This is a genomic window from Neisseria perflava (genome assembly GCF_024170405.1).
Classification (GTDB): domain Bacteria; phylum Pseudomonadota; class Gammaproteobacteria; order Burkholderiales; family Neisseriaceae; genus Neisseria; species Neisseria perflava_B.
On the sequence record NZ_JALJYC010000030.1, the window covers coordinates 1 to 23,427 of the forward strand.

General features: G+C 52.6%; 17 protein-coding genes and 2 pseudogenes. 4 read left to right on the forward strand and 15 right to left on the reverse strand.

All coding sequences use genetic code 11. The annotated features are described in order from the left end of the window. Positions 1-293: 293 nt before the first annotated feature. Positions 294-1,412, reverse strand: a complete 1,119-nt coding sequence (locus tag J2T37_RS10050; RefSeq protein WP_253355559.1) for a porin — start codon at positions 1,410-1,412, stop codon at positions 294-296. A gap of 519 nt (positions 1,413-1,931) precedes the next feature. After that, complete coding sequence (locus J2T37_RS10055; protein ID WP_253355561.1) at positions 1,932-3,050, reverse strand: porin; 1,119 nt, start codon at positions 3,048-3,050, stop codon at positions 1,932-1,934. 387 nt (positions 3,051-3,437) lie between these two features. Here J2T37_RS10055 and J2T37_RS10060 point away from each other — a divergent pair, with 387 nt between their 5' ends. After that, a complete protein-coding gene (locus J2T37_RS10060; protein ID WP_253355563.1) occupies positions 3,438-4,202 on the forward strand; it encodes an FCD domain-containing protein in 765 nt (254 codons plus the stop codon). A gap of 297 nt (positions 4,203-4,499) precedes the next feature. On the opposite strand, the gene uxaC is transcribed toward J2T37_RS10060, so the two are convergent. The 6 genes and pseudogenes from uxaC to J2T37_RS10090 all read right to left on the reverse strand — a co-directional run bounded on the left by uxaC (position 4,500) and on the right by J2T37_RS10090 (position 11,126). Then, entirely contained in the window at positions 4,500-5,906 is a 1,407-nt protein-coding gene (gene uxaC, locus J2T37_RS10065; protein ID WP_253355566.1) for a glucuronate isomerase, read from the reverse strand. 101 nt (positions 5,907-6,007) lie between these two features. Further along, positions 6,008-7,423 (reverse strand): annotated as a pseudogene (locus J2T37_RS10070) (MFS transporter). 105 nt (positions 7,424-7,528) lie between these two features. Next, a complete protein-coding gene (locus J2T37_RS10075) occupies positions 7,529-9,079 on the reverse strand; it encodes a glycoside hydrolase family 3 protein (RefSeq protein WP_253355568.1) in 1,551 nt (516 codons plus the stop codon). Between the two features lie 3 nt (positions 9,080-9,082). Beyond that, the gene (locus tag J2T37_RS10080; protein WP_253355571.1) at positions 9,083-9,295 is read right to left on the reverse strand and encodes a hypothetical protein; all 213 of its coding nucleotides are present in this window, start codon (positions 9,293-9,295) and stop codon (positions 9,083-9,085) included. Between the two features lie 153 nt (positions 9,296-9,448). Next, positions 9,449-10,258, reverse strand: coding sequence for an HAD family hydrolase (locus tag J2T37_RS10085; protein WP_253355573.1), 810 nt, complete (start codon positions 10,256-10,258; stop codon positions 9,449-9,451). A 22-nt stretch (positions 10,259-10,280) separates the two neighbouring features. Beyond that, positions 10,281-11,126: an SDR family oxidoreductase gene (locus J2T37_RS10090; protein WP_253355575.1), complete on the reverse strand. Its 846-nt coding sequence runs from the start codon at positions 11,124-11,126 to the stop codon at positions 10,281-10,283. A 275-nt stretch (positions 11,127-11,401) separates the two neighbouring features. On the opposite strand from J2T37_RS10090, the gene uxuA reads away from it, so the two are divergent. After that, positions 11,402-12,592, forward strand: a complete 1,191-nt coding sequence (gene uxuA / locus J2T37_RS10095; RefSeq protein ID WP_253355577.1) for a mannonate dehydratase — start codon at positions 11,402-11,404, stop codon at positions 12,590-12,592. Positions 12,593-12,796: 204 nt separating this feature from the next. After that, the gene (locus J2T37_RS10100; protein WP_253355579.1) at positions 12,797-13,441 is read left to right on the forward strand and encodes a bifunctional 4-hydroxy-2-oxoglutarate aldolase/2-dehydro-3-deoxy-phosphogluconate aldolase; all 645 of its coding nucleotides are present in this window, start codon (positions 12,797-12,799) and stop codon (positions 13,439-13,441) included. Between the two features lie 183 nt (positions 13,442-13,624). Here the strand turns inward: J2T37_RS10100 and J2T37_RS10105 are convergent, their stop codons facing one another. The 6 genes from J2T37_RS10105 to J2T37_RS10130 all read right to left on the reverse strand — a co-directional run bounded on the left by J2T37_RS10105 (position 13,625) and on the right by J2T37_RS10130 (position 18,737). After that, entirely contained in the window at positions 13,625-14,323 is a 699-nt protein-coding gene (locus J2T37_RS10105; protein WP_253355581.1) for a M48 family metallopeptidase, read from the reverse strand. A 4-nt stretch (positions 14,324-14,327) separates the two neighbouring features. Continuing rightward, positions 14,328-15,062 (reverse strand): lysophospholipid acyltransferase family protein, encoded by a 735-nt coding sequence (locus tag J2T37_RS10110; RefSeq protein WP_253355583.1) that lies wholly within the window; start codon positions 15,060-15,062, stop codon positions 14,328-14,330. Positions 15,063-15,161: 99 nt separating this feature from the next. Then, positions 15,162-15,722, reverse strand: a complete 561-nt coding sequence (gmhB, locus tag J2T37_RS10115) for a D-glycero-beta-D-manno-heptose 1,7-bisphosphate 7-phosphatase (protein WP_253355585.1) — start codon at positions 15,720-15,722, stop codon at positions 15,162-15,164. 29 nt (positions 15,723-15,751) lie between these two features. Further along, a complete protein-coding gene (locus J2T37_RS10120) occupies positions 15,752-16,810 on the reverse strand; it encodes a glycosyltransferase family 4 protein (protein ID WP_253355587.1) in 1,059 nt (352 codons plus the stop codon). A 48-nt stretch (positions 16,811-16,858) separates the two neighbouring features. Continuing rightward, positions 16,859-17,302: a DUF7832 domain-containing protein gene (locus J2T37_RS10125; protein WP_253355589.1), complete on the reverse strand. Its 444-nt coding sequence runs from the start codon at positions 17,300-17,302 to the stop codon at positions 16,859-16,861. 193 nt (positions 17,303-17,495) lie between these two features. After that, positions 17,496-18,737: an aromatic amino acid transporter gene (locus tag J2T37_RS10130; RefSeq protein WP_253355591.1), complete on the reverse strand. Its 1,242-nt coding sequence runs from the start codon at positions 18,735-18,737 to the stop codon at positions 17,496-17,498. Between the two features lie 148 nt (positions 18,738-18,885). Here J2T37_RS10130 and J2T37_RS10135 point away from each other — a divergent pair. Beyond that, positions 18,886-20,041, forward strand: a pseudogene (locus tag J2T37_RS10135) (NADH-dependent flavin oxidoreductase). Between the two features lie 362 nt (positions 20,042-20,403). Here J2T37_RS10135 and ileS read toward each other — a convergent pair. Next, complete coding sequence (gene ileS, locus J2T37_RS10140) at positions 20,404-23,190, reverse strand: isoleucine--tRNA ligase (protein ID WP_253355593.1); 2,787 nt, start codon at positions 23,188-23,190, stop codon at positions 20,404-20,406. Positions 23,191-23,427: the final 237 nt, after the last annotated feature.

Here is a 23,427-nt window from a genome sequence, read left to right on the forward strand (position 1 = left end):
TAGCTTGTTTTGCTTATAAGGGCTCAGTCGACTTTTTTTCATGGGATTTATTCTAAATGATTTTGAATAAATCTAGTTATCTAGTACAGCCCCATTTAAAAAGATATTCTATCTGCTCATCCCGAACTCACGTTATTTTGGGTTTGTCCGTGTTAGATGGGTTTCAGACGGCATTTTACCGTTGCAAAGGGCTGAGGTAGTGGGTTGTGCGTATCATGCATAAAAAAATCCCCAGACAGAGACTGCCTAGGGATAATGGGTGGAATCAGCAAGTTTTTTGGGAATTTCTCAAATTAGAAACGGTAAATCATACCGACGCTCAAGACGTTAGTGCGGTAGCGGTGTGCGCTGTCACCGGCGTGGAACGTACCGACTTGGGCATTGCCGATGGTACGTTTGGAGAAGGCATAATCCGCACCCAAGATACCTTGGATGTATTTGCCGTTACCCCACATTTTTTCGATGGCTTGGGTGCTCGGGTCGATAGAGTGGTAGTCCCAACCGAATGCCACGGTGCTTTTCAGTTTGACATGCTGGTTCAGCATATAGGTCAACACCAAGTCAGCGTCTTGCGAACGTTGGATATAGGTTTTGTCGCCATTGGCGGCGGCTGTGGTATTCAACGCCAAGAAATCGGTTGAGCTCAAGCTATCCACGTTGCGAGAATATTTGTATGCAGCGGCAACATACCACGGTTTGTTGGGGTTGAAACCACGATCGCCGTAGCCGAGATGACCGTAAACTTGGTAAGCGTCTTTTTTGCTGCCGTCGGCTTTGAGTTCTTTATTGCTGGCTCCGCCTTTGATGTAGCCGCCGCTCACTGCGCCGAAGAAGCCGCTCTTATGATCGTAGCTCACGCCGGCTTGGTAAATGGTGGCTTCAGAGCCATCACCGTCATTGTTATTGTCGCTGGGCGATACGTAGAAACGGCCTTGGAAACCGTTCCATTTCGGGGTGGTGTATTGGATGCTGACTTTTCGGGCGTACACATCGGTGCCGTTATCCATGGCGTAGATACCGGCGGCGTAGTTAGGCGGATTGTATTCCCATACGTTGGTGTCGCCCATCCATTGCAGCGGGCCGTGTTGATAACCGGCAGTCAAACGGCCAAATTTGCCTTGCAAGCCGATGAAGGAGTCGCGCGAACCGAATTTGCTGTCGCTGGTGCCGATACGAGTCCATTGCTCCACCTGCCAAATAGCATCCAAACCGTTGTCTAAGTGTTCGGAACCTTTGAAACCGATACGGCTACCGTAGTCGGTCACTTCAGTAGCGCTGCTGACTTTGCTGCCATTAGCTTTATTGCCGAAAGAAGATTCAACACCCATTTTGATGGTACCGTACAGTTTGACTTCAGCCATTGCGCCGGTGGAGATGCAGGCAAGCGCCAATGCGATCAGAGTCTTTTTCATTGCGATGCTCCTTCAAGGATAATAAGGTAAATACTTTAATTAACGGCTATGTCCGCGATGGGAAACCGTCAAAAAAACATTAACAAAAATTAAAAATACCTTAATGAATGCATACAGAGAAGTATAGTGTAAAAGCCTATGAATGAAAACCGGGAAATACCCAGATAGGCAGGGTTTTATTTGATATCTATCAGGAGATAACGGATTAGTGAGAACGGTAGTTGGGAGCTGCTTAGGATAGCGTAATAAAAGATTGGAATGGTAGCGGGTTGAATTAAGATAATATCTTATTAATCAAATGGTTAAATTAAAACATAAAATAGGTATCTATCAATAGGCAGATGCTTTTTTCAGACGGTCTTTAGAAGAATTGGTATGATAAGTTGACAGAAATTGAAGAAAAGTGTCTTAATCATGTAACAGATAGATTGAGCATAATGCTTGCTTATCAAAATCCCCTTTGCAGCGGTCATGCGCAAAGGGGATTTTGGTGTGGTAACAGAAAATTTTGGCTAACGATTAGAAGAAATGCACCATGCCCAAGCTGAGGATATTTGAGCGGTAGCGGTGGGCGCTGTCGCCGGCTTGCAGATAGCCGTATTGGAAGTTGGTAAAAGTGCGTTTGGAGAAGTAGTAGTCGATGCCTACTACGCCGTGAACATATTTACCATTGCCCCAAATTTTGGATTTGGCTTGCTCGCCGTTGCTGTCAGGCAGGCCAATGCCTTCCCAGCCCCAGCCGTATGCGGCGGAGGCTTTCAGCTTCAGGCGCGGTGTGTATAGGTAAGACACGCTGAGCGCCAAGTCGTTGGATTGGTGGATATAGTCGGCTACGCCGTTGGAGGCGTCAACAGGTGTCGTGCCGCTGCCTAAGAAGTCGGAAGTGGGGATTTTATCGGCGTTGCGCGAATATTTGTAGCCGAGTACCGCATACCACGGATCTTTGCGGTAACCGATGTCGCCGTAAACCTGATAGGCATCGCGCTTGCTGCCATCGGCTTTGGTATCGATGTTGCTCGGGCCGTTTTTGGCATAACCTGCTGACAAAGTGGTAAATAGGCCGTTTTGGAAGCCATATTTCATACCGGCTTGGTAGATGGTGGCATCTTTGCTGCCGTCGCCGTTATTATCGCTCGGGGAAACAAACAATTCGCCTTCAAAACCTTTCCATTTCGGGGTCATATACATCAAACCGACGCGGCGGCGGTAGATGTCGGTACTGTTGTCCATGATGGACATGCCGCCGGCAGGGTGGACATATTCCCACAAGTTGGCATCCCACATCCAGCGCAACGGGCCGTGTTGGTAACCCAATCGCACTTCGCCGAAATCACCTTTCAGGCCGATAAAGGATTCGCGCGTACCGAATGTTTTGGTGCTGCTGCCGCTGCCTGTCGCGCTGACCCATTGCTCCATCTGCCAAATGGCGGTCAGAGCGTTGTCCAGAGGTTCTGAGCCTTTGAAGCCGATACGGGAGCCGTAGTCCACGACATCAGTGGTGGTATTCACTTTTTGACCATTGACTTTATTGCCGAAAGTGGACTCGACACCGACTTTGATACGGCCGTAGAGGGTAACTTCTGATGAGGCGTGGCCGGAAATCAGCAGCAGGGACAATGCAATCAGGGTTCTCTTCATTTTTTTAACTCCTAATGAGAAAGCGGATTGTGGGGTCATGGGAACATCAGCAATCGCAAGTTTTAAACAAAAATCAACACTTCATTAATGGATGCATACACGGATTATAGGGAAAAATACGGGAAAACGTAATCGGAAAACGGCGGTTTGGGCATTTTTTGTTTGATTTTTATCAGCAGATGTTTAAATTTTAGGGTAGGTAATAGGAGATATATACCAATATAAACAGCGGTATTATATAATTTGAAGCTAACGGTTCTTTTGATTTATTTGGATTTTATTTCATTTCAATGAACCAGTTAAAAAGAGATGGCCTTTTTAAAACGGATGTGATGTGGCATAATTTAGTATGCCAGTTATTAATGAATAAGGTATCGGAAACGTACCATGAACGCAACAAAAATAAACCGCTCATATAAAATTATCGGCGAATGCCTCAAAAAAGAATTAAGCGAGGGCAAATATAAAGTCGGGGAACGACTGCCGCCCGAGAGAGAGATTGCCGAGCAATATAAAGTCAGCCGCACGGTTATCCGTGAGGCGTTGATTATGCTGGAATTGGAAAAATTGGTGGAAGTCCGCAAAGGCTCGGGCGTTTATGTGTTGGATTTTCCTAGGGAAAATGCAGATAAAGATAAGCCGAAGGTCAATGTGGATTACGACATCGGCCCGTTTGAGCTGCTGCAGGCACGACAGATGGTGGAAAGCGGCATTGCCGAATTTGCCGCTATCCAAGCCACGCGCAACGATGTGATTAAGTTGAAAAAACTGTTGGAAAAAGAGCGCGAAACCCTGGATAAAGGCCAGGACGATTATGAAGAAGACCGCGCTTTCCATTACTGTTTGGCCGAAATTACGCAAAACGACGTATTAATGCATATCCAGAAAGAATTATGGGATTACCGCAATTACAACCCGATGTGGGAGCGCTTGCATGAATACATCGGTAATTTTGAATACCGTAAAAATTGGCTGGGCGACCATGAGGCCATTTTAACCGCCATCCAGCGCAAAGATCCGGCAATGGCGCGTAAAGCCATGTGGCAGCATTTGGAAAACGTGAAACAAACGATTTTTGAATTGTCTGACTTGGAAGATCCGAATTTTGACGGGTATTTGTTTAATGCCAGCCCGTTGTCGGTGGGTGTTTAAGTTTACATAGATGACAATGCCGTCTGAAAAATAAAAATTTTCAGACGGCATTTGTTTTGGGCTAATAGTAGAATGAGTTAAAAACCAAACCATAAGCACCGTGTAGGTTGGGATGAAATCCCAACCTACTCAGTTTGGTTTTTTAGTGATTCTGCTATATTGATTTGGGATTGGATATCCGGCTTTGCTGCCGCCTTCACAATGTCCGCAATAGTTTGTCCTGAAAAAAAGGCCGTCTGAAAACATTTTCGTTTTCAGACGGCCTTTGCGGTGTTTCATTAGGAAACGCTTGGCGGATTATTTAAAAAACGCTTTGGCATTGCCGTAGCAGATGTTTTTCACCATGCCGCCGATTAAGTCCATATCGTTCGGGGCTTCGCCGTTTTCCACCCATTTGCCCAGCATTTCGCACAAAATGCGGCGGAAGTATTCGTGGCGGGTGTAGGACAGGAAGCTGCGCGAGTCGGTCAGCATGCCGACGAATTGGCTCAACAAGCCCAGTTGGGAGAGCTGTTGCAGTTGGCGTTCCATGCCGTCTTTTTGGTCGTTGAACCACCAGCCGGAGCCGAATTGGATTTTGCCGGCCACGCCGCCACCTTGGAAGTTGCCGATCATGGTCGCCATCATTTCGTTGTCGCTCGGGTTGAGGCAGTACAAAATGGTTTTCGGCAATTCGTCGGTTTGATCCATGTTGTCGAGCAGGGCGGACAGGGATTCGGCAAACGGGCGGTCGCCGATGCTGTCGAAGCCGGTATCCGCGCCGAGTAATTTGAACATGCGGCTGTTGTTGTTGCGGATGGCGCCGATGTGGTATTGCATTACCCAATTCAGACGGCTGTATTGTTTGCCCAAGAAGACCAAGACGGCGGCGGTGTATTGGTTGTTTTCTTCTTCGCTCAATACTTCGCCGCGCAAGCGTTTTTGCAGGATGGCGGTCAAGACGTCGTCGCTCGGGATTTTGGCGAAGCGCACCACTTCCATGCCGTGGTCGGAGGCTTTGCAGCCGTGTTCGTCAAAGTGTTGCAGACGGGCAAGCAGGGCTTGTTTCAAATCGCCGAAGCTTTCGATTTTGCCGCCGGTTTTTTCGCCCAACTGACGGATGTAGTCGGCGAAGTCGTCGCGTTCGATTTTGAACACGCGGTCGGGGCGGAAAGTCGGGGCGACGGTGATGTCGAAGCTGCTGTCGGCGGCGATTTGGGCATGGTATTGCAAATCGTCAATCGGGTCGTCGGTGGTGCCGACCATTTTCACGTTCATCTGCTGCATAATGCCGCGCGCGCGGTAGGCGTCGGTGGCGAGCAAGGCGTTGCATTGGTTCCAGATTTCGCCGGCGGTTTCGGGGCTGAAGATTTTGCCGGTCACACCGAAGGGGTGTGCCAATTCCAGATGTACCCAGTGGTAAATCGGATTGCCGATACATTGCGGCACGACTTTTGCCCAATGTTGATATTTTTCTTCCCAAGTGGAATCGCCGGTGATGTATTGCTCGGGTACGCCCGCGCTGCGTTCGGCACGCCATTTGTAGTGGTCGCCTTCCAGCCAGATTTCAGCCAGGTTGGAGAATTGGCGGTTTTCGGCGATTTCTTTCGGGCTCAAGTGGCAGTGGTAGTCGAAAATCGGCTGCGGGGCGGCGTATTCGTGATACAGGCGTTGGGCGGTGTCGGAGGAGAGCAGGAAATCCTGCGGGTTCATAAAGCTTTTCATGGTGGTTTCTTTCTTGGATTGCTTCGGGTTAAAACGGTTTGATTTTACGTGGTAAAGGCCGCCTGAAAATATCGGTTTTCAGACGGCCTGTTGCAACCGGATTATTGGTTGGCGGCAGCAGCTTTACTGCGTTTTTCTACTTCGGCAGAGTTGGCCAGTACCACGTTTTTAGACAGCGGATACCAGTGCAGCATCAGGCAGATAATCAGGCAGGATACGGCCGGTACCAAGGTGGCAAAGTTGTAAATGGCATTGATGGTTTCAGGCGTTTGCGCTTCGGCGCTGGCGGTGCAACCGATGGCGCTCAGGGCAAAACCGCCCAAGCCGCCGGCCAAAGCCTGGCCGATTTTACGGGCAAATGAGTAAACCGCGTAAATCACACCGTCTTCGTGACGTTCGGTTTTCAGGTATTGCGCGTCGATGATGTCGGCGATAAACGACCAGATAATCATCATAAAGTATTGCAGACCGAATGCGGCAACCAAAGCCAGATCCAGGTAAACCCACATGTTTTGGATTGTGAAGACAAACATCAAACCGTACAGGATGGCGGTAAACAGCGTACCGATAGCGGCACTTTCTTTTTTACCGAATTTTTTAACGATTTTGCTGGTAAACGGAATCAGGCAGATCATGGCGATGGTATTCAAAATACCGGCAAAAGCCAGACCTTGTTTGTTGTTGAAGTAGTCGATGTACAGATACGGGTTCATGGTACCGATCAACAGGGTAGCCAACAGCAAGACAATCGCTACGCCGATAAAGATTTTCAGCGGTTTGTTGGTCGCCAAGCTGCCGCCGATTTCTTTCAGGGTGTCCATGATGTTGTGGTCGTCGGCTTTGACCTGTTGTGGCAGGTGCACGCGTTCGACAGTATTGCGCCAGCAGATTTGGTAGAAAATGTATGTCAATACGGCAAATACACCCATGATGACGGTAAACATATGCGGGATGATGACTTCTTTGCCGTCGATGGTTTCATACACAACCAGCGGTACGATAAGGGAAATCGCCAAGTGCGCAACAGTACCGCCGATACTGCGGAATACAGACAGAGAAGCGCGGTCTTCCGGTTGGGCGCTGATGACGGTTGCCATAGAGCCGTAAGGAATGTTGACGGCGGTATAGCAGAAGCTGCCCTAAACGATGTAGGTTACGGTAACGTAAACGATTTTTGCCCAGTAAGGCCAGTCTTTAACGACGTGGACAAACAGCAGGAAACCGGCGATACACACAAACGGCGCGGCGCGGCGAACCAAGCCACGGAAGCGGCCTTCGGGGAAAGGTTTGATGGTATCGACGATACGACCCATGGCGACGTCGGTAAAGGCATCGAAAAAGCGGGCGGCTAAGAAGATGATACCGACGACATAGCCTTCGATGTGCAAGACGTTGGTGTAGAACAGCATTAAGAAAAACGCCGACATCATAAAGGTCATGTCGTTAGCGAGGTCGCCGAACATATAGGCGACTTTATCGCGCATGCCAAACGGACGGGGGTTGTTTGCAGAGTCCATAATTAAGCTCCAAAGGAGAATGAAGAAACTGTTACGCTGCGTCCGCAGGCCGTCTGAAAACTTCCGGCTCAAATCCGCGCTGCGGACACACTCGGTATTGCTGGATTAAATGTAGGTATCACGGAAACCGCAATACGCGTCAACCGGGCTGACCCCTTTAAATTCGGAGCGTCCCATCAGCTTGTCAACCAACAGCTCGAGGGTAGGCTCTTTGCCGTCGTAAGCATTGATGTAGGTTTTTACCTGCGGCACGTCGGCCAAATGGAACGGGCACAATACCGATACGAAGATGGTCGGCACTTCGTGAACGTAGAACGGAATGTCCGGCGTACCTTTGGTGGCTTGCCATACGATACGTTGTACGGTGCTCATTTGTACGTTGGCGACGTTGATAATCAAATCGTAATTGTCAGTCAGATCGGCAATCGGGCGTTTTTGCGCATATTCGTTGCGGATGGTTTTGACCTGGTCTTCGTCAGACAGCTTGGCGATGTTGTCCATCGGCGAAACATAAATGCTGACTTCAAAACCTTCGGCGGTCAGTTTTTCTTTCAGAATCTCGGTTGCGCTTTTTGACGCACTGGCCACCATTTTGCCGAAACCGCCGTCGGTACCTTTTACATTGACCAACAAGATGCGTTTGTATTTTTCAGGCGTTACCGGGAAGATGTCTTCTTTGCTTTTCACCAGAGTAATCGCTTGGTCGCCCACTTCGCGGAACAAGGCTTTGTTTTCCGGCAGGCCGATTTTTGCCAGCGCTTCGGCTTGCGGCGGCAGGATGTTTTCTTTGGCTTTGGTGTGCAGGCCGAGTTTGGCTTTCAAGCCCAAGGTGCGGCGTAGCGCGTCGTGCAGGCGCTCGTCGGTAATCACGCCGTTTTTGTAGCCGTTCATCATGTAGCCGAAATCTTCGTCCGGATCGTTGAAGAACAGGAACAAGTCGCAACCGGCGGCGATGGAAGTCGGCAGAATATCGCTGCGTTTCATGGCGCCGGTCATGCCGACCATGTGGCTGGCGTCGGTAACAACCAAGCCGTTGAAGCCCATTTTGCCGCGCAATAAGTCGGTCAGAATGCCTTTGGACAATGTAGCAGGCAGGCAGTCTTCAAATTGCAAATCGGGGTTGAAGTGTTTTTCGTAAGCGGGCAGGTGGATGTGACCGGCCATCAGGGAAGGCAGTCCGGCGTCAATCAAACCTTGGTACACTTTGCCGTAGGTTTTGTCCCACTCTTCGCAAGAGAGGCTGTTGACGCTGAAAGACAAGTGTTGGTCACGCTCATCCACGCCGTCGCCCGGGAAGTGTTTGGCGGCGGGTAGAATGCCGCTTTCCTGAATGCCTTTCATGTAGGCCAGAGCTATTTCCAACACCATGTCGGGATTGTTGCCGAAAGAGCGGTTGGAAATAATCGGGTTGCACCAGTTATACAAAATATCCACAATCGGCGCGAAGCTCCAGTTGCAGCCGATGGCGGCGGCTTCTACGCCGGAGACGCGACCCATTTCGTAAGCGTATTTGGCATTGCCGGTGGCGCCGATTTTGACTTCCAAACCGACTTCGGTACCGTCGGTACAAGCGCCGTTGCCGCCGGCTTCGGTGTTGGCAGCAATCAGCAGCGGGATTTTGCTTTTGGTTTGTAAGATATAGTTTTGGTCGTACACTTCTTAGGATTTGCCCGGGTTGTAGCGCACGGCGGCAATATGATATTTCTGTACGGTTTCGGTCAGATAGGCTTCGTCGCGGCTGGAACCCATGTTGACGAAGAGTTGGCCGATTTTTTCTTCCAAGCTCATGGAAGCGATGGTGTTTTCCACCCAATCAATATCAGCCTGACTCAGGTTGTAAGGCTTTTTGCTTAAATCTACTAATGTTGACATATCAAATTTCCTAACAATAAATAACTGGGTTTTCAGACGGCCTGACGGTAAATGAGGCCGTCTGAAAAAATATCGGTTATACCTGCGGTTAAATTTTTTGTACCGGCCTTTCCCGCTTGAGCGGGAAAGGCGGTGTAGCACGGCGGCGATTGCTTAACCGGCCATATTCTGATTAAAGCAGTTTACCAAATCGGCCTGATACGCTTCGTCAAATTCGCCGTTGACCAATTTGCCTAAGGCTTTCAGTACCAGTTCGTCCCAAGAAGCGTCTTCGTGGTTGAACAAAATCGGGAAAAACAATGTACCGGCGGATTTGGCGGCATCCAAGTCGCCCGGAGAGTCGCCGACCATCAGGATTTTATTGCCTTCGTAGCCGTATTGTTTCAACAAGCCCAAGCAGTAGGCTTTGCTGCCTTCTTCCTGGCCGTACACCAAATCGACATTCGGCATTAACGCGTGGCGGTTCCATTCGTCAACGATGGCTTCGTTGTTGGCGGAGCTGACCACGGCGACGTCGGCAAATTGGTGGACAAATTCCAAAGAGCGGCGGGCGTTTGGGAACGGCGCGTCATTGCCGCGCAGGGTTTTGATGGATTTGTTAACCGCTTCCGACCAAGCCAAAGCAGTGGATAAATCTTTGCTCGGTGTTTTTTCAATTTGTTGCGCTAAGGCGCGGTTGGACAGCTCGGGCGAGGTTTCTACCCATTGGGTCAGCGTAGAAAAATCGCCTTCGTAACCGTATTGTTGCAAGGTGTAAATCAAACCTTTGAAACGGTTGGTGCCGCGTGTGGCGGAAAACAGGTTTACTTTATTCCAAATTTCGATGAAACGCGGCACATCGGTAATGCCGAAGGCTTCCGCAGCCAGCGGGCCGAAGCATTTTTCGTGTTTGATGTTCATGGTGTCCATCGCGCAGCCGTCTGAATCGACGCACACGATAAAATCATGTTTTTTTTTTGCCATTCTGCCATTTCTACTCTCCTTTTTATACGCCGCTGTATGCTGAGAACGCGCCGTCAATCGGCAATACCACGCCGTTGACGAAGCTGGCGTAGTTTTCATCCATCAGGAACAAGATACCGCCGATTAATTCGTCGGCTTCGCCGAAGCGTCCCATCGGGGTGTTGGTCAGGATTTTGTTGGCGCGGGGGGGCGGATTGCCGTCGGCGTCAAACAGCAGGCCGCGGTTTTGGTTGCTTACCAAGAAACCCGGAGCGATGGCGTTGCAGCGGATGCCCACTTTGGAGAAGTAAACCGCCAGCCATTGGGTAAAGTTGCTGATGGCGGCTTTGGCGCCGGAGTAGGCCGGGATTTTGGTCAGCGGGGTAAAGGCGTTCATGCTGGAAATATTGACGATGTTGGCACCTTTTTTGCCAATCATGTCTTTGGCGAACACTTGGGTCGGCAGCAAAGTGCCCAAGTAGTTGAGGTTGAAGATGAATTCGATACCGCCTTTATCCAACTCAAAGAATGATTTGGTACCGGCGGGCAGGTCGAATTCTTCAAATTCGTTATCGGTAGTGGCTTTCGGGTTATTGCCGCCCGCGCCGTTAATCAGGATGTCGCAAGTGCCGAAGTCGGCGGCAATCGCATCGCGTGTGGCTTTGATGTTTTCCAAATCCAAAACATTGGTCTGATAGGCTTTGGCGATATTGCCTTCGGCGCGGATTTCGGCAGCGTAGTTTTCGGCCGATTCCAAATTGATGTCGAGCAGGGCGACTTTGGCGCCGGTTTTGGCAATTTCTCTGGCAAAATAAGCACATAACACGCCACCTGCGCCGGTAACGACCACAACTTTGTCTTTAAACGAATGGTTTTTTGCGATATCCATGATTGAGATTCTCCAAATTAAATTTTAAGTTGAGGGCAACGGATATACTGCGCTCTGTAACTGAACGTAATATTATCCTATTATCAGATTTTGGTACACCAAAATCAAACGGTTTTTGCATTTAATCAAATTTTACCAAAAATTTGGTATGCCAATTTAGAAATAGTGCTAAAATCCCGCATGTTGAAAATCGGTGCTTGTAGGGTGCCGATATGCTGCCTTATCCTTATATATAAGGCATAAGCCCGTTTTACCATCAAAGAGAGGACAATATTATGGAACAAGCATGGCGTTGGTACGGCCCGAAAGACCCGGTGTCTTTAGATGATGTGCGTCAGGCGGGTGCAACCGGTGTTGTGACCGCACTGCACCATATTCCCAACGGCGAAGTGTGGGAAGTTGCGGAGATTCAAGAACGCAAAGACATGATTGAAGCCAAAGGCATGGTGTGGACCGTGGTCGAGAGCATTCCGATTCACGAAGACATCAAAACCCAAACCGGTGATTTCCAAAAATACATCGACAACTACAAACAATCCATCCGCAACCTGGCCAAATGCGGCATTGATACCGTGTGCTACAACTTTATGCCGGTACTCGATTGGACGCGCACCGACTTGGCTTACGAGCTGCCCGACGGCTCCAAAGCCCTGCGTTTCGACCAAATCGCCTTTGCCGCGTTTGAATTGCACATTTTGAAACGCCCCGGCGCGGAAGCGGAATACAGCGACGAAGAAAAAGCGCAAGCCAAAGCCTACTTCGACAACATGAGCGAAGAGGACATCACCAAGCTGACCAACAACATCATTGTCGGTCTGCCCGGTTCGGAAGAAGGCTACACTTTAGCGCAGTTCCAAGCCCAGCTTGACCGCTACAAAGACATCGACAAAGAAAAATTCCGCACCCACTTGGCTTATTTTCTGAATGAAATCATTCCGGTAGCCGAGGAAGTCGGCATCCGCATGGCCGTTCACCCTGACGACCCGCCACGTCCGATTTTGGGCTTGCCACGCATTGTTTCCACCATCGAAGACATGCAGTGGTATGTCGATACCCAGCCGCTGAAAGCCAACGGCTTTACCATGTGCACCGGCTCTTACGGCGTGCGCTCTGACAACGATTTGGTGTGCATGACGCAAACCTTTGCCGACCGCATTTACTTCGCCCACCTGCGTTCTACCCAGCGCGAAGAAAATCCGCTGTCGTTCCACGAAGCCGCCCACTTGGAAGGCGATGTGGACATGTTCCACGTCATCAAAGCCTTGCTGACCGAGGGAAAACGCCGCCGCGACGCGGGCGACACCCGTCCGATTCCGATGCGCCCAGACCACGGCCATCAAATGCTGGACGACTTGCGCAAAAAAAACAACCCGGGCTATTCCGCCATCGGCCGTCTGCGCGGCTTGGCCGAATTCCGAGGCATGGAATTGGCGCTGAAAAAAGTGTATTTCAGCGATGAGAAATAATCTGTGAACCAAACATCTAAATGATGTTTTTTCAGACGGCCTTAATGTCTTAGTAGTAAAAAGGCCGTCTGAAATTATTTGTAGAATCGAAAAAACAATCGTGTAGGTTGGGTTGCAAACCCAACAAAGCAGTCGTTCTGTTGGGTTTGCAACCCAACCTACGCGGCATTCTGTATTCAACACCAAACTTTAGGAGCATTTATCATGTCTTTATTAACCGCACGCGAAATTCTGCAAGCCGGCCGCGTGGTGCCGGTGATTGCCATCGACGACATTTCCACCGCCGTTGATTTGGCGCGCGCCTTGGTCGAAGGCGGCATTCCGACTTTGGAAATCACCCTGCGCACCGAACACGGCTTGGAAGCCATCCGCCAAGTGAAGCGCGAAGTCAAAGGCGCGATTGTCGGTGCCGGTACGGTGATTAACGGCGAGCAATTAAGCCAAGTGATTGACGCCGGTGCCGAGTTTGCCATCAGCCCGGGATTCAACATCAATCTGGCCAAAGCCGCCCAAGCGCAAGCAAACAACATCCGCATGATTCCGGGTATCGCCACTCCGGGCGAACTGATGTTGGCGTTGGAACACGGCTTGGATACGCTCAAACTGTTCCCCGCCGAAGTGGTCGGCGGCAAAGCCATGCTCAAAGCGCTGTACGGCTCGTTCTCCGAAGTGCGCTTCTGCCCGACTGGCGGCATTTCCGCCGCCACCGCGCCGGAATATCTGGCGTTGCCGAACGTGTTGTGCGTCGGCGGTTCATGGCTGACCCCGAAACAGGCCGTTGCCAATAAAGACTGGGCTGCCATTACCCAGCTGGCGAAAGAAGCCGCTGCGCTGCAACCGGCAAAATAAGCAGGTTTTTACCGTATTGTCGGGAAGTGCGGCAAATTGGTGTACCGTTTCCACTTGTCATCTGATGAGGTTTCCACCGTTTCCATCGGAACGCCGCCGGTTTGCCGCACCGCTTGTATGATACAAGCACAAAGCCGTCTGAACGGATTTCCGTTCAGACGGCTTTGTGCTTTCAGACGGCCTTTAGCCCAATACAAATAATGCTTTGCCGTGCGCTTTGAGCCAAGCCTTTGCCGCTTCGGTGTGCGGCGTGTGGCGGTTGACCAATGCCCAAAAGCGCGGGCTGTGGTCGGGATGGGGCAGGTGGCAGAGTTCGTGCACGCAGACATAGTCGGCGACGAAATCCGGTGCGCCGACCAGCCGCCAGTTGAGGCGGATACCGGTGCGGGCGCGGCACACGCCCCAGAAGGTCTTGGCGTTGGAAAGCGACAGGGCGGCGGGGTGCAAATCCAAGGTAGCGGCATGTCGCGCCAAGCGCGGCAGCAGATATTCGGAGGCACACTCGTGCAGGAAACGGCGCAGGTGAAGGCTTTGTTGGGCAGGGCTTTTGTGCGGCAACAGGATTTCAGACGGCATGATTTGAATCACGCTGGCGCTGTGTTCGCGCAAGGCCGTCTGAACGCCGTGATACCAAATCCAATCGGGCAGGGCGTTTTCAGACGGCCTTGCCGCTTGCGCAGGGGTTTTGGCGAGAGTTTGCCGCAGCAATGGCTCGTTGTCGCGCAGCCATTGTTGCAAACGCCGCCCGCTGACATAAGGCGGCAGGTTGATGCTGACGGTGTGCGCGTCAACGGGGCGCAGAATCAGGTTTTTCTTGGCGCTGCGCTTGAGAAGGATGGCGATGGTTTGGCCGTCTGAAAAGGTGTAGGTGTAGTCGGGCATGGGTTCAGACGGCCTTTGTCGCCGCAAACGGCCCTTGGCCGCTAATTTCTGCCTGACGCGCTTCTATCCATTGCTCGCATTCGCCCATGATGTCGGCTTCGCTGCCGCTGTCGTAGGCAATCGGTTTGCCGACCACAACGGTAATTTCGCCCGGATATTTCAAAAAGGAATTTTTCGGCCAAAATTCGCCGCTGTTGAGCGCAACGGGCACGATATCCATTTCAAACAGTTTGGCCATGCGCGCGCCGCCGAGCTTGTATTTGCCGCGCTGACCGGGCGCAATGCGCGTGCCTTCGGGGAAAATGGCAATCCAGTAGCCTTCGTTTTTCCGCGCCAAGCCTTGCCGGGCAAGCTGGTCGTTGGCTTCGCGGCGGTTGCTGCGGTCGATACCGATGGTTTTAATCAGCTTCAAGCCCCAGCCGAAAAAGGGGATTTTAAACAGCTCTCGTTTGGCGACATACACTTGCGGCGGGAAGATTTCCTGCAAGGCAAGGGTTTCCCAGCCGCTTTGGTGTTTGGCGCAGATAATCGACGGCGCAGCGGGAATATTTTCCGCGCCGATTAAGCGGTATTTGAGGCCGATAACGTGTTTGAGTGACCAGTTGAGGATACGCACCCACACCTGCGCCATGCGGTGCGCACCGTGCGGCACGAGCGCGGCCAGCAGGATAAAGGGGAAGAGGATAATCAGGCTGACGCAGAGAATCAGCCAGTAGAGCAGATTTCGGATAAGGAGCATGGTTTTTTGGGGTAAGGATTGTGGGAATCGGTGTAGGGCGTGTGCCTACGGTACACACCCTGTTCGGTTTAAAAGCAGACAGGCCGTCTGAAAAGCAGATTATGCCTGTTTTTCCCGCTCCTGCTGCATAATGTATTGCGAAAACGCCATCAAGCTGTCGAAGACCTGCGTGTTTTCCGGCAGCTCGGCTTCCTGCGTGGTCAGCGTTTTTTTGCCTTTGCCGGTCAAAACCAGCGCGCTTTTACCGCCGACGGCGGCGATGGCCTGCAAATCGCGCAGACTGTCGCCGACCAGCCAGGTATCGGCGGCTTCGGCCTGAAAGCGCTCAAGGATGTCTTGTATCATGCCGGGTTTGGGTTTGCGGCAGTTGCAATTATCGGCGTTGGTGTGCGGGCAGAACCAAATGCCGTCGATGACGCCGCCGGCCTGCACTGCCAAGCGGTGCATTTTGGCGTGCATTTCGTTCAAATCCTGCATGGTGAAGTATTTGCGGCCGATACCGGATTGGTTGGTGGCGACGACGACGGTGTAGCCGGCTTCGGTCAGAAAGGCGATGGCGTCCATGCTGCCGGGAATGGGAATCCACTCGTCGGCGGATTTGACGAAGTCGCCGCGGTCTTGGTTTATCACGCCGTCGCGGTCGAGGATAATGAGTTTCATGGAGTGTCCTTAGAGGCCGCGCCATTTTTTCAGACGGCCTCGAGCATTTGGTAAACGGTGGCGATATGGTGGGCTAAAGTCGGATTGTACGTCAAGGCAGTCAGCGGATTAGCAATTTTATGCTTTACCCCCCCCTGTTTGAGCAATACTGCTGCTTTAATTGCTGCCGCCAGCGTTGCCGGATCTTGGCTCGAGAAGAAGAAACCGGCTTCCTCATTCATGACTTCGGTGCAGGCCATGTTGTCGGACAGCACGACTTTGGTGCCGCACAATACGGATTCTACGCCCACCAAGCCGAAGGGTTCGTATAACGAAGCCATAACGGTGTAGTCGGCGGCGCGGTAGAGTTCGGGCATGTTTTGGCAGAAGCCGAGCGAAACGACGTTGTTCATCGGGCGCGGCAGGGGCGAGCCGGCAACGGCCAGTTTGACGGGCAAGTCGGTGTGCTCGAAAAAATCCGCCAGCAAATCCAAACCCTTGCGTTTGTGACCGGTAGAGGGAAAGAGGAACACGGTTTCATCATCGCGCCAGCTGTAGCGCGCGCGGGTGGCGGCGGCTTCGGCCGGGTCGGGGTAAAAACGGGCGGTGTCGGCGGGCGGGTGTACCACGCGGATTTTTTCAGACGGCACGCCGTAGAGCGTTACCAATTCCCGTTTCATCAAATGCGAATGCGCCATGATGGATTGGGCGCTGGCGTAATTGCTGCGGTTGCGCTGGATGGTCAGATGGTCAATCAGATTCGGCGTTTGCGCCATGTTTTGCAGATAGCCCAAATGCGTGCCGCCGCAAACGAAAATATCGGCATGGTCGCTGGGGTTGCAGGCTATCAGCGGTTCGCGGCGGTGGGCGCGCGCCAGGCGCAGCTGGCGGGTAAACAGAAACGGGCGCAGCTTTTTCGGCACTAGCGTCTGATTGATTTTATGCGCGTTAACCAGCTGATATTCGGGGACGGTCGGGTCGATTTGGGCGGCGTAGATGTCCACCGCCGTACCTTGCGCCGTCAGGCCGCGCACCAAATCGAAGGTATAGCTTTCCATCCCGCCGCCGCGTCGGAAGCAGTTGATGGCGATTGCAAGATTTGAGGTCATGATGTTTTTGTTATTTTGAGATTCAGACGGCCAAGGCTGCCTGAATGTTTATTTCAAGCTGCTGCGCCAACGCTCGAAGGCCGTCTGAAAAACAGGAGCGAGGGCGGCGTAGTTTTCCGGCGTATCGGCCACGCAGTAGAAGCCGCCGAGCGAAGGAGTGTCGAGCGTGCGCACGTAATCTTCCATAAACGCGCCGTAGCCGTCTTCTTCATCGTCGTAATAAAACGAGGTAAAGCGTTGACCGAGCTCGGTAAAATCTTCGGGCGTGAATGCGCCGTCCATATGTTTGAGCAGAAACTGCGCCCCGCTGATTTTGCCTTGCTGCATGGCGGCGAAATCGTCGGCGGTTTCCGGCGCGGTTTGCCACACGGGATTGGTCAGGCCTTGGGCAGCCGCCCATTGCCAGTACATGCCGATATGGGTGGCGGCGTTTTCCGGCGGCAGGTTTTCGGGATAGCCTTCGTCGGTATGGAAGCGGATGTTGTCGTACATGGAAGCGTCTTTTTCTGAATTTAGAACGGATGTTCTAAGAAGCGAATAGTATGCATTATTGATAGGATTGGCAAGAGCGGGGCATAAAAAAATGCGTTGGGCGGATTGTATCGGGCAAACAACGAGGCCGTCTGAAAGATTTGCTTGGTAAATATTTAAGCAAATCTTTCAGACGGCCTTGTGATTCCGGTCATCAGCCTTTAAACACCGGCACTAATTCCAGTTGGCTCAATACTTGCGCGGCGATGTTAATCAGGCCGAACAAAAATACCCATATCATCAGCCCAAGGCCGCCTTTGACCTGATATTGCGTACCCGTGCCAAATTTTTGGCGCGATTTGTAGAGCAGCATGGCAGGAATCAGCGCCGTCCACACCGTTGCCGCCAAGCCGACATAGCCGATGGCGACGACAAAACCGGCGGGGAAGAGCAGGCCGCAAACCAGCGGCGGCAGGAAGGTCAGCGCTGCGGTTTTGCTGCGTCCGGCGGCGGAGTTGTCCCATTTGAAAATATCGGCGATGTAGTCGAACAAGCCCAGCGTCACGCCTAAGAAAGAGGTGGCAATCGCCATATACGCGAAAAACGACAACACCACGCCCATGCTGCCGGTCGGCACGAATTTGGACAGGGTTTCAATCAATACCGACACTTGGCCTTCCGCCGCAATCACCGGCGCAAATTCATTGCGCGGCAGGTTGCCCTGAATCGCCAGCTGCCACAAGACATAAATCACCAGCGCAATCAGTGTGCCCACTTTCAGCGCTTTGGCCACTTTGGGTGCGTCGCCGTTAAAGTATTTCAGCAGGCTGGAGACATTGCCGTGAAAGCCGAATGAGGCCAAACATACCGGCAGCGCGGCGGCCAGATAAATCCAATATTGCGTGGCGGCAGGCGCGGCGGTATCAAATAATACCGGCAGCTTCACGCTGGTAATCAGTCCGCCCGTTGCCCATACAAAAGTCAGCACCATACCGCCAATCAGGATACTGGTAAGGCGGTCAACCAAGCGCGTGGATGCCCACACGCAAAACGCCAAAACAAAGAAAAACACCAGCTGGCCGACCGGCAACGCTACTTCGCCGCCGATAATGCTGCCCAAGCCCTGCGCGGTCAAATCGCCGCCGACGAAGATATAGGCGTAAGTGAGCAGATACAGCGTAAACGCCACCGCCACGCCGTTGACGATATTGCCCGCCTGCCCGAGCAGGTCTTTGACCATGGTGTCGAAACTCGCGCCGTGCGGGTAGTGGGTGTTGACCTCCAAAATCATCAGGCCGCTGGTGAGCATGGAAAACCAGGTGTAAATCAATACCGCCAGCGAACCGGTAAACCACACGCCCGATGTGGCGGTGGGGTTGGCAAACATGCCCGCGCCGATAATCGTACCGGCGATAATCATGGCGCCGCCGAGCAGCGACGGGATTTTGGAAGACATTTTTCAGACGGCCTTTGTGAGTATTAAAATTTGTTAAGGCATATTATGCCAGCAGACGGGCGCTGTGTAAAAGGCCGTCTGAAAACTTGAATCCCGCGCGTTCCGCCCAATCTGTCAAAATATTCCTTCACCACTGAGAAAGTACCGCATGACACACGCCAAATACGCGCCGCTGTTCCAAATCTATACCCTCAACAACGGCATTGAAATCAAAAACCGCCTTGTGGTCGCCCCGATGACCCACTGGGCACGGCACCTTATCCGCTGCCGAGCGCACCTTTATCGGTAACCGCGCCCAAGATTTCGGCATGTTTATCATGCCGCCACGCTGGTGTCGCCCGAAGGCAAAGCCTTTGTCGGCGAACCGGGGGCTTTTGCCGAAAGCCAGTTGGACAGCCTGACCGAAAGCGCCAATATCATCAAAGGCCAAGGCGCAAAAGCCATTTTGCAACTGCGCCACGGCGGCTATCAGGCCGTTGACGAAGCCATCGGCAGCCTGGAAAAAATCGCCCCGTCCGACGTTCCCGCCGACACCAGCTCCACCGGCAGCCCGACTTCGCCCGCCCGCGCCATGACCGCCGCCGAAATCGAAGCTACCATTGCCGCCTTCGGCCGCGCCGCCGACTTAGCCATCCGCGCCGGATTCGACGGCGTGGAAATCCACGGCGCTAACGGCTATCTGCTGCAACAATTTGTGTCCGGCCATTTCAACCGCCGCAGCGACGAGTGGGGTGGCAGCGTAGAAAACCGCCTGCGCTTCCCTCTGGCCGTGGTCGATGCCGTAACCGCCGCCAAAGCCCGTCACGGCCGCGACGATTTCATCATTGGCTACCGCTTTTCGCCGGAAGAGCCGCAGCCCGAAGGCATTACCATGACCGACACCTTCGCCCTGATTGACGCGCTGAAACAGAAACCGCTGCAATACCTGCACGTTTCCCTGTGGGACTTCTACAAAAAAGTCCGCCGTGGCGCCGATACTGCACGCACGCGCTTGGATTTGATTCACGAGCGTATCGGCGGTGATTGGCGTGGGCAACCTGTTTACCGCCGATGACGCTTTGAACGCCCTCAATACCGGCTGGGCGGAATTTCTCGCCTTCGGCAAGGCTGTGTTGATTAACCCCAATTTCGCCACCCTGATTAAAGAAGGCCGCGAAGACGAAATCCAAACCGAAATCGACCTAAACCGCGCCGACCGTTACGGCTACCCCGATTATTTGTGGAACATGCAGCCGCTGGGCTTGGACTTTTTGCCGCCGGTAAAATGCAAAAGCGATGAGTGGAAACCGTTGGATGCAGGTTGATAATGCGTTTTAAATAACGTGAACTTAGGATAAGTAGATGGAATATCTTTTTAAATTTTAGAAACGTATTTCTTTAGGTGGACAGAATCCGCGAGGATTCGTCATTCCCGCGCAGGCGGGAATCCAGAAGCCCGGAATTTCTGTAATGTTTTCAAGGTATCAGAAACCCAAACGTCTGGATTCCCGCCTGCGCGGGAATGACGAAAATCGGGTGATTTTCTGTCTGTCGGAATGTAATATCATTCTGAAATAATCAAAATATTTAAAACGCTTACCCTGAACTTACGTTAAATGAATAAAGAAAAGGCCGTCTGAAAATTTTTCAGACGGCCTTTTACCGTTTTACTCAAACCGCAATATCATCAAGCATAATGGCGCACTTCGCCTTTGCCGTATAAATTATCCGCACAGCGGGCGCAGAGGGTCGGGTGTTCGGCCACGCTGCCGACGTCGTCGGTGCAGTGCCAGCAGCGTTCGCATTTTTCGCCGTGGCTGGCGTGGGCGGTTACGGCCGGTTCGTCGCCGGTGCTGACGGTGGCTTTGGATACCAGCAGGGTAAAGCGCAATTCGTCGCCCAAGGCTTTGAGATAACCGGCTGTCGGTTCGGGCGCGGTAATTTCCACTTCGGCCTGCAAAGACGAACCGACGGTTTTGTCGGCACGCAAGGGCTCGATGGCGGCGGTTACAGCTTCGCGCACTTCGCGCACGGCGCTCCATTTTTTCAGCAGCTCGGCTTCGGCTTTGTCGTTCATCGGCGGGAATTCGTGCCAAGTGTGGAACAACACGCTGTCTTCCTCGCCGCCGCCGATGATGTCCCACGCTTCTTCGCCGGTGAAACACAATACCGGCGCAATCAGCAACACCAGGCTTCGGGTGATGTGGTAGAGCGCGGTTTGCGCACTGCGGCGGGCATGGCTGTCGGCAGCGGTGGTGTAGAGGCGGTCTTTCAGAATATCCAAATAGAACGCGCCCAAATCTTCCGAGCAGAAAGCCACCAAATCTTTCACGGCAAAGTGGAAGGCGTAACGCGGGTAGTAGTCGCCCGCCACGTGCTCTTGCAGCTGGCGCGCCAAAATCAGGGCGTAGCGGTCGATTTCCACCATTTGGTCTTGCGGCACGGCGTGTTCAATCGGGTTAAAGTCGCTTAAATTGGCAAACAGGAAGCTCAGCGTATTGCGGATACGGCGGTAGCTTTCGGTAACGCGCTTAAGGATTTCTTTGGAAATCGCCAATTCGCCGCTGTAATCGGTGGAAGCCGTCCACAGGCGCAGAATATCCGCGCCGAATTCGTTGTACACCTCTTGCGGCGCAACCACGTTGCCGATGGATTTGGACATTTTGCGGCCGTTTTGATCGACCACAAAGCCGTGGGTCAACAGCTGTTTGTACGGCGCACGACCCATAGAGGCGCAGCCGGTGAGCATGGAAGATTGGAACCAGCCACGGTGTTGGTCGCTGCCTTCGAGGTACAAATCGGCCGGCCAAGCCAGCTCTTCACGCTGTTTCAATACGGAATAATGCGTGCTGCCCGAATCGAACCAAACGTCCATGGTATCGGTCAGTTTGTCGTAATTTTCGCAGTCTTCCGCGCTCAACAGCTCGCTTTTATCCAAGGAGAACCAGGCTTCGATGCCTTTTTCTTCAATGCGCTCGGCCACTTTTTCCAATAGTGCGGCGGAATCGGGGTGCAAATCGCCGGTTTCTTTGTGCACAAAGAAGGTCATCGGCGTGCCCCAGTAGCGCTGGCGGCTGACCACCCAGTCGGGGCGGTCTTCAATCATGGCTTGTAAGCGCGCACGACCCCACGACGGGAAAAATTCGGTGTCGTCAACGGCTTTCAAGGCTTTGTCGCGCAGGGTTTTGCCGTCGTTGCCCGCTTTGTCCATGCCGATAAACCATTGCGCGGTGGCGCGGTAAATCAGCGGGGTTTTGTGACGCCAGCAGTGGGCATAGCTGTGTTCGATTTTGCCGTTGGCCAGCAGGCGGTTGTTTTCCGCCAGCCAGTCGATGATTACCGGATTGGCTTCCCATACGGTCATACCGGCCACGCGCGGCACTTCGCTGATGTAGCGGCCTTCGGCGTTGACGGGGTTATACAGCTCGATACCGTATTTCAGGCAGACGAAATAGTCTTCCAAGCCGTGCGCCGGGGCGGTGTGCACCAAGCCGGTACCGGCGTCGGTGGTCACATGGTCGCCGTTGAGTAGCAGAATATCGCGCTCGATAAACGGATGTTCCAAATGCAGGTTTTCCAGCTTGTCGCCGCTGGTTTCGGCCAAGACGCGGGCGCTATCGGAAAGAGTGTAGCGTTTGAGCGCGTCTTCGGCCAAATCGCGTGCCAAGACCAGTTTGCCTTTGGCGGTATCAATCAAGAGATACACCACTTCCGCACCGGCGGATACGGCTTGGCTGGCGGGCAGCGTCCACGGTGTTGTCGTCCAAATCACGCCGAACGCGTCGCCGTCAATTTTATCCAAACCGAAGGCTTGGGCTAAAGCGGCGTTGTCTTTGAAACGGTAGGCCACATCAATCGCGGGGGAAATTTTGTCTTTGTATTCCACTTCGGCTTCGGCTAAGGATGAGCCGCAATCCAAGCAGAATTGCACCGGCTTGGCACCGCGATACAGATAACCGGCCTTATAAATTTCGCCCAAAGTGCGCACGGTGTCGGCTTCGGTTTTGAAATCCATCGTCAGATAAGGATGTTCCCAATCGCCCAATACGCCCAAGCGGATAAAGTCTTTTTTCTGACGCGCAACCTGCTCGGCGGCGTATTCGCGGCACAATTCGCGAAAACGCGCTTTGGGCATGTCTTTGCCATGCAGCTTTTCCACCATCACTTCAATCGGCAGGCCGTGGCAGTCCCAGCCGGGCACATACGGCGCGTCGAAACCGGCTTGGGTTTTGCTGCGGATGATGATGTCTTTGAGGATTTTGTTGACGGCATGGCCGATGTGGATGTCGCCGTTGGCATACGGCGGGCCGTCGTGCAGGATGAATTTCGGGCGGCCTTTGCTTAATTGGCGCAGTTTTTGGTAGCGTTTGAGGTCGTACCAGCTTTTGAGCCAGGCAGGTTCGCGCTTGGCCAGATTGCCGCGCATGGGAAACGGGCTTTCGAGCAGGTTGACGGTTTTGCTGTAATCGGTCATGGCGTGTATCTCAAGAGTAGGTTGGGTTGTAAACCCAACGATAACGGTATGGTAAGAACGGCGTTGGGTTTACAACCCAAGCTACGAAGGCCGTCTGAAAAATGGGGAAAGCCTTATTGTAGCGGAATTATCGGGATAACGGGTAGCAACTGTGTTGCCAACCCGTCGGTCAGTAACATCAAACACGGTTAATTATGCACATTGCAGGCCGTCTGACTTCAGGTAATCCCTTACCCG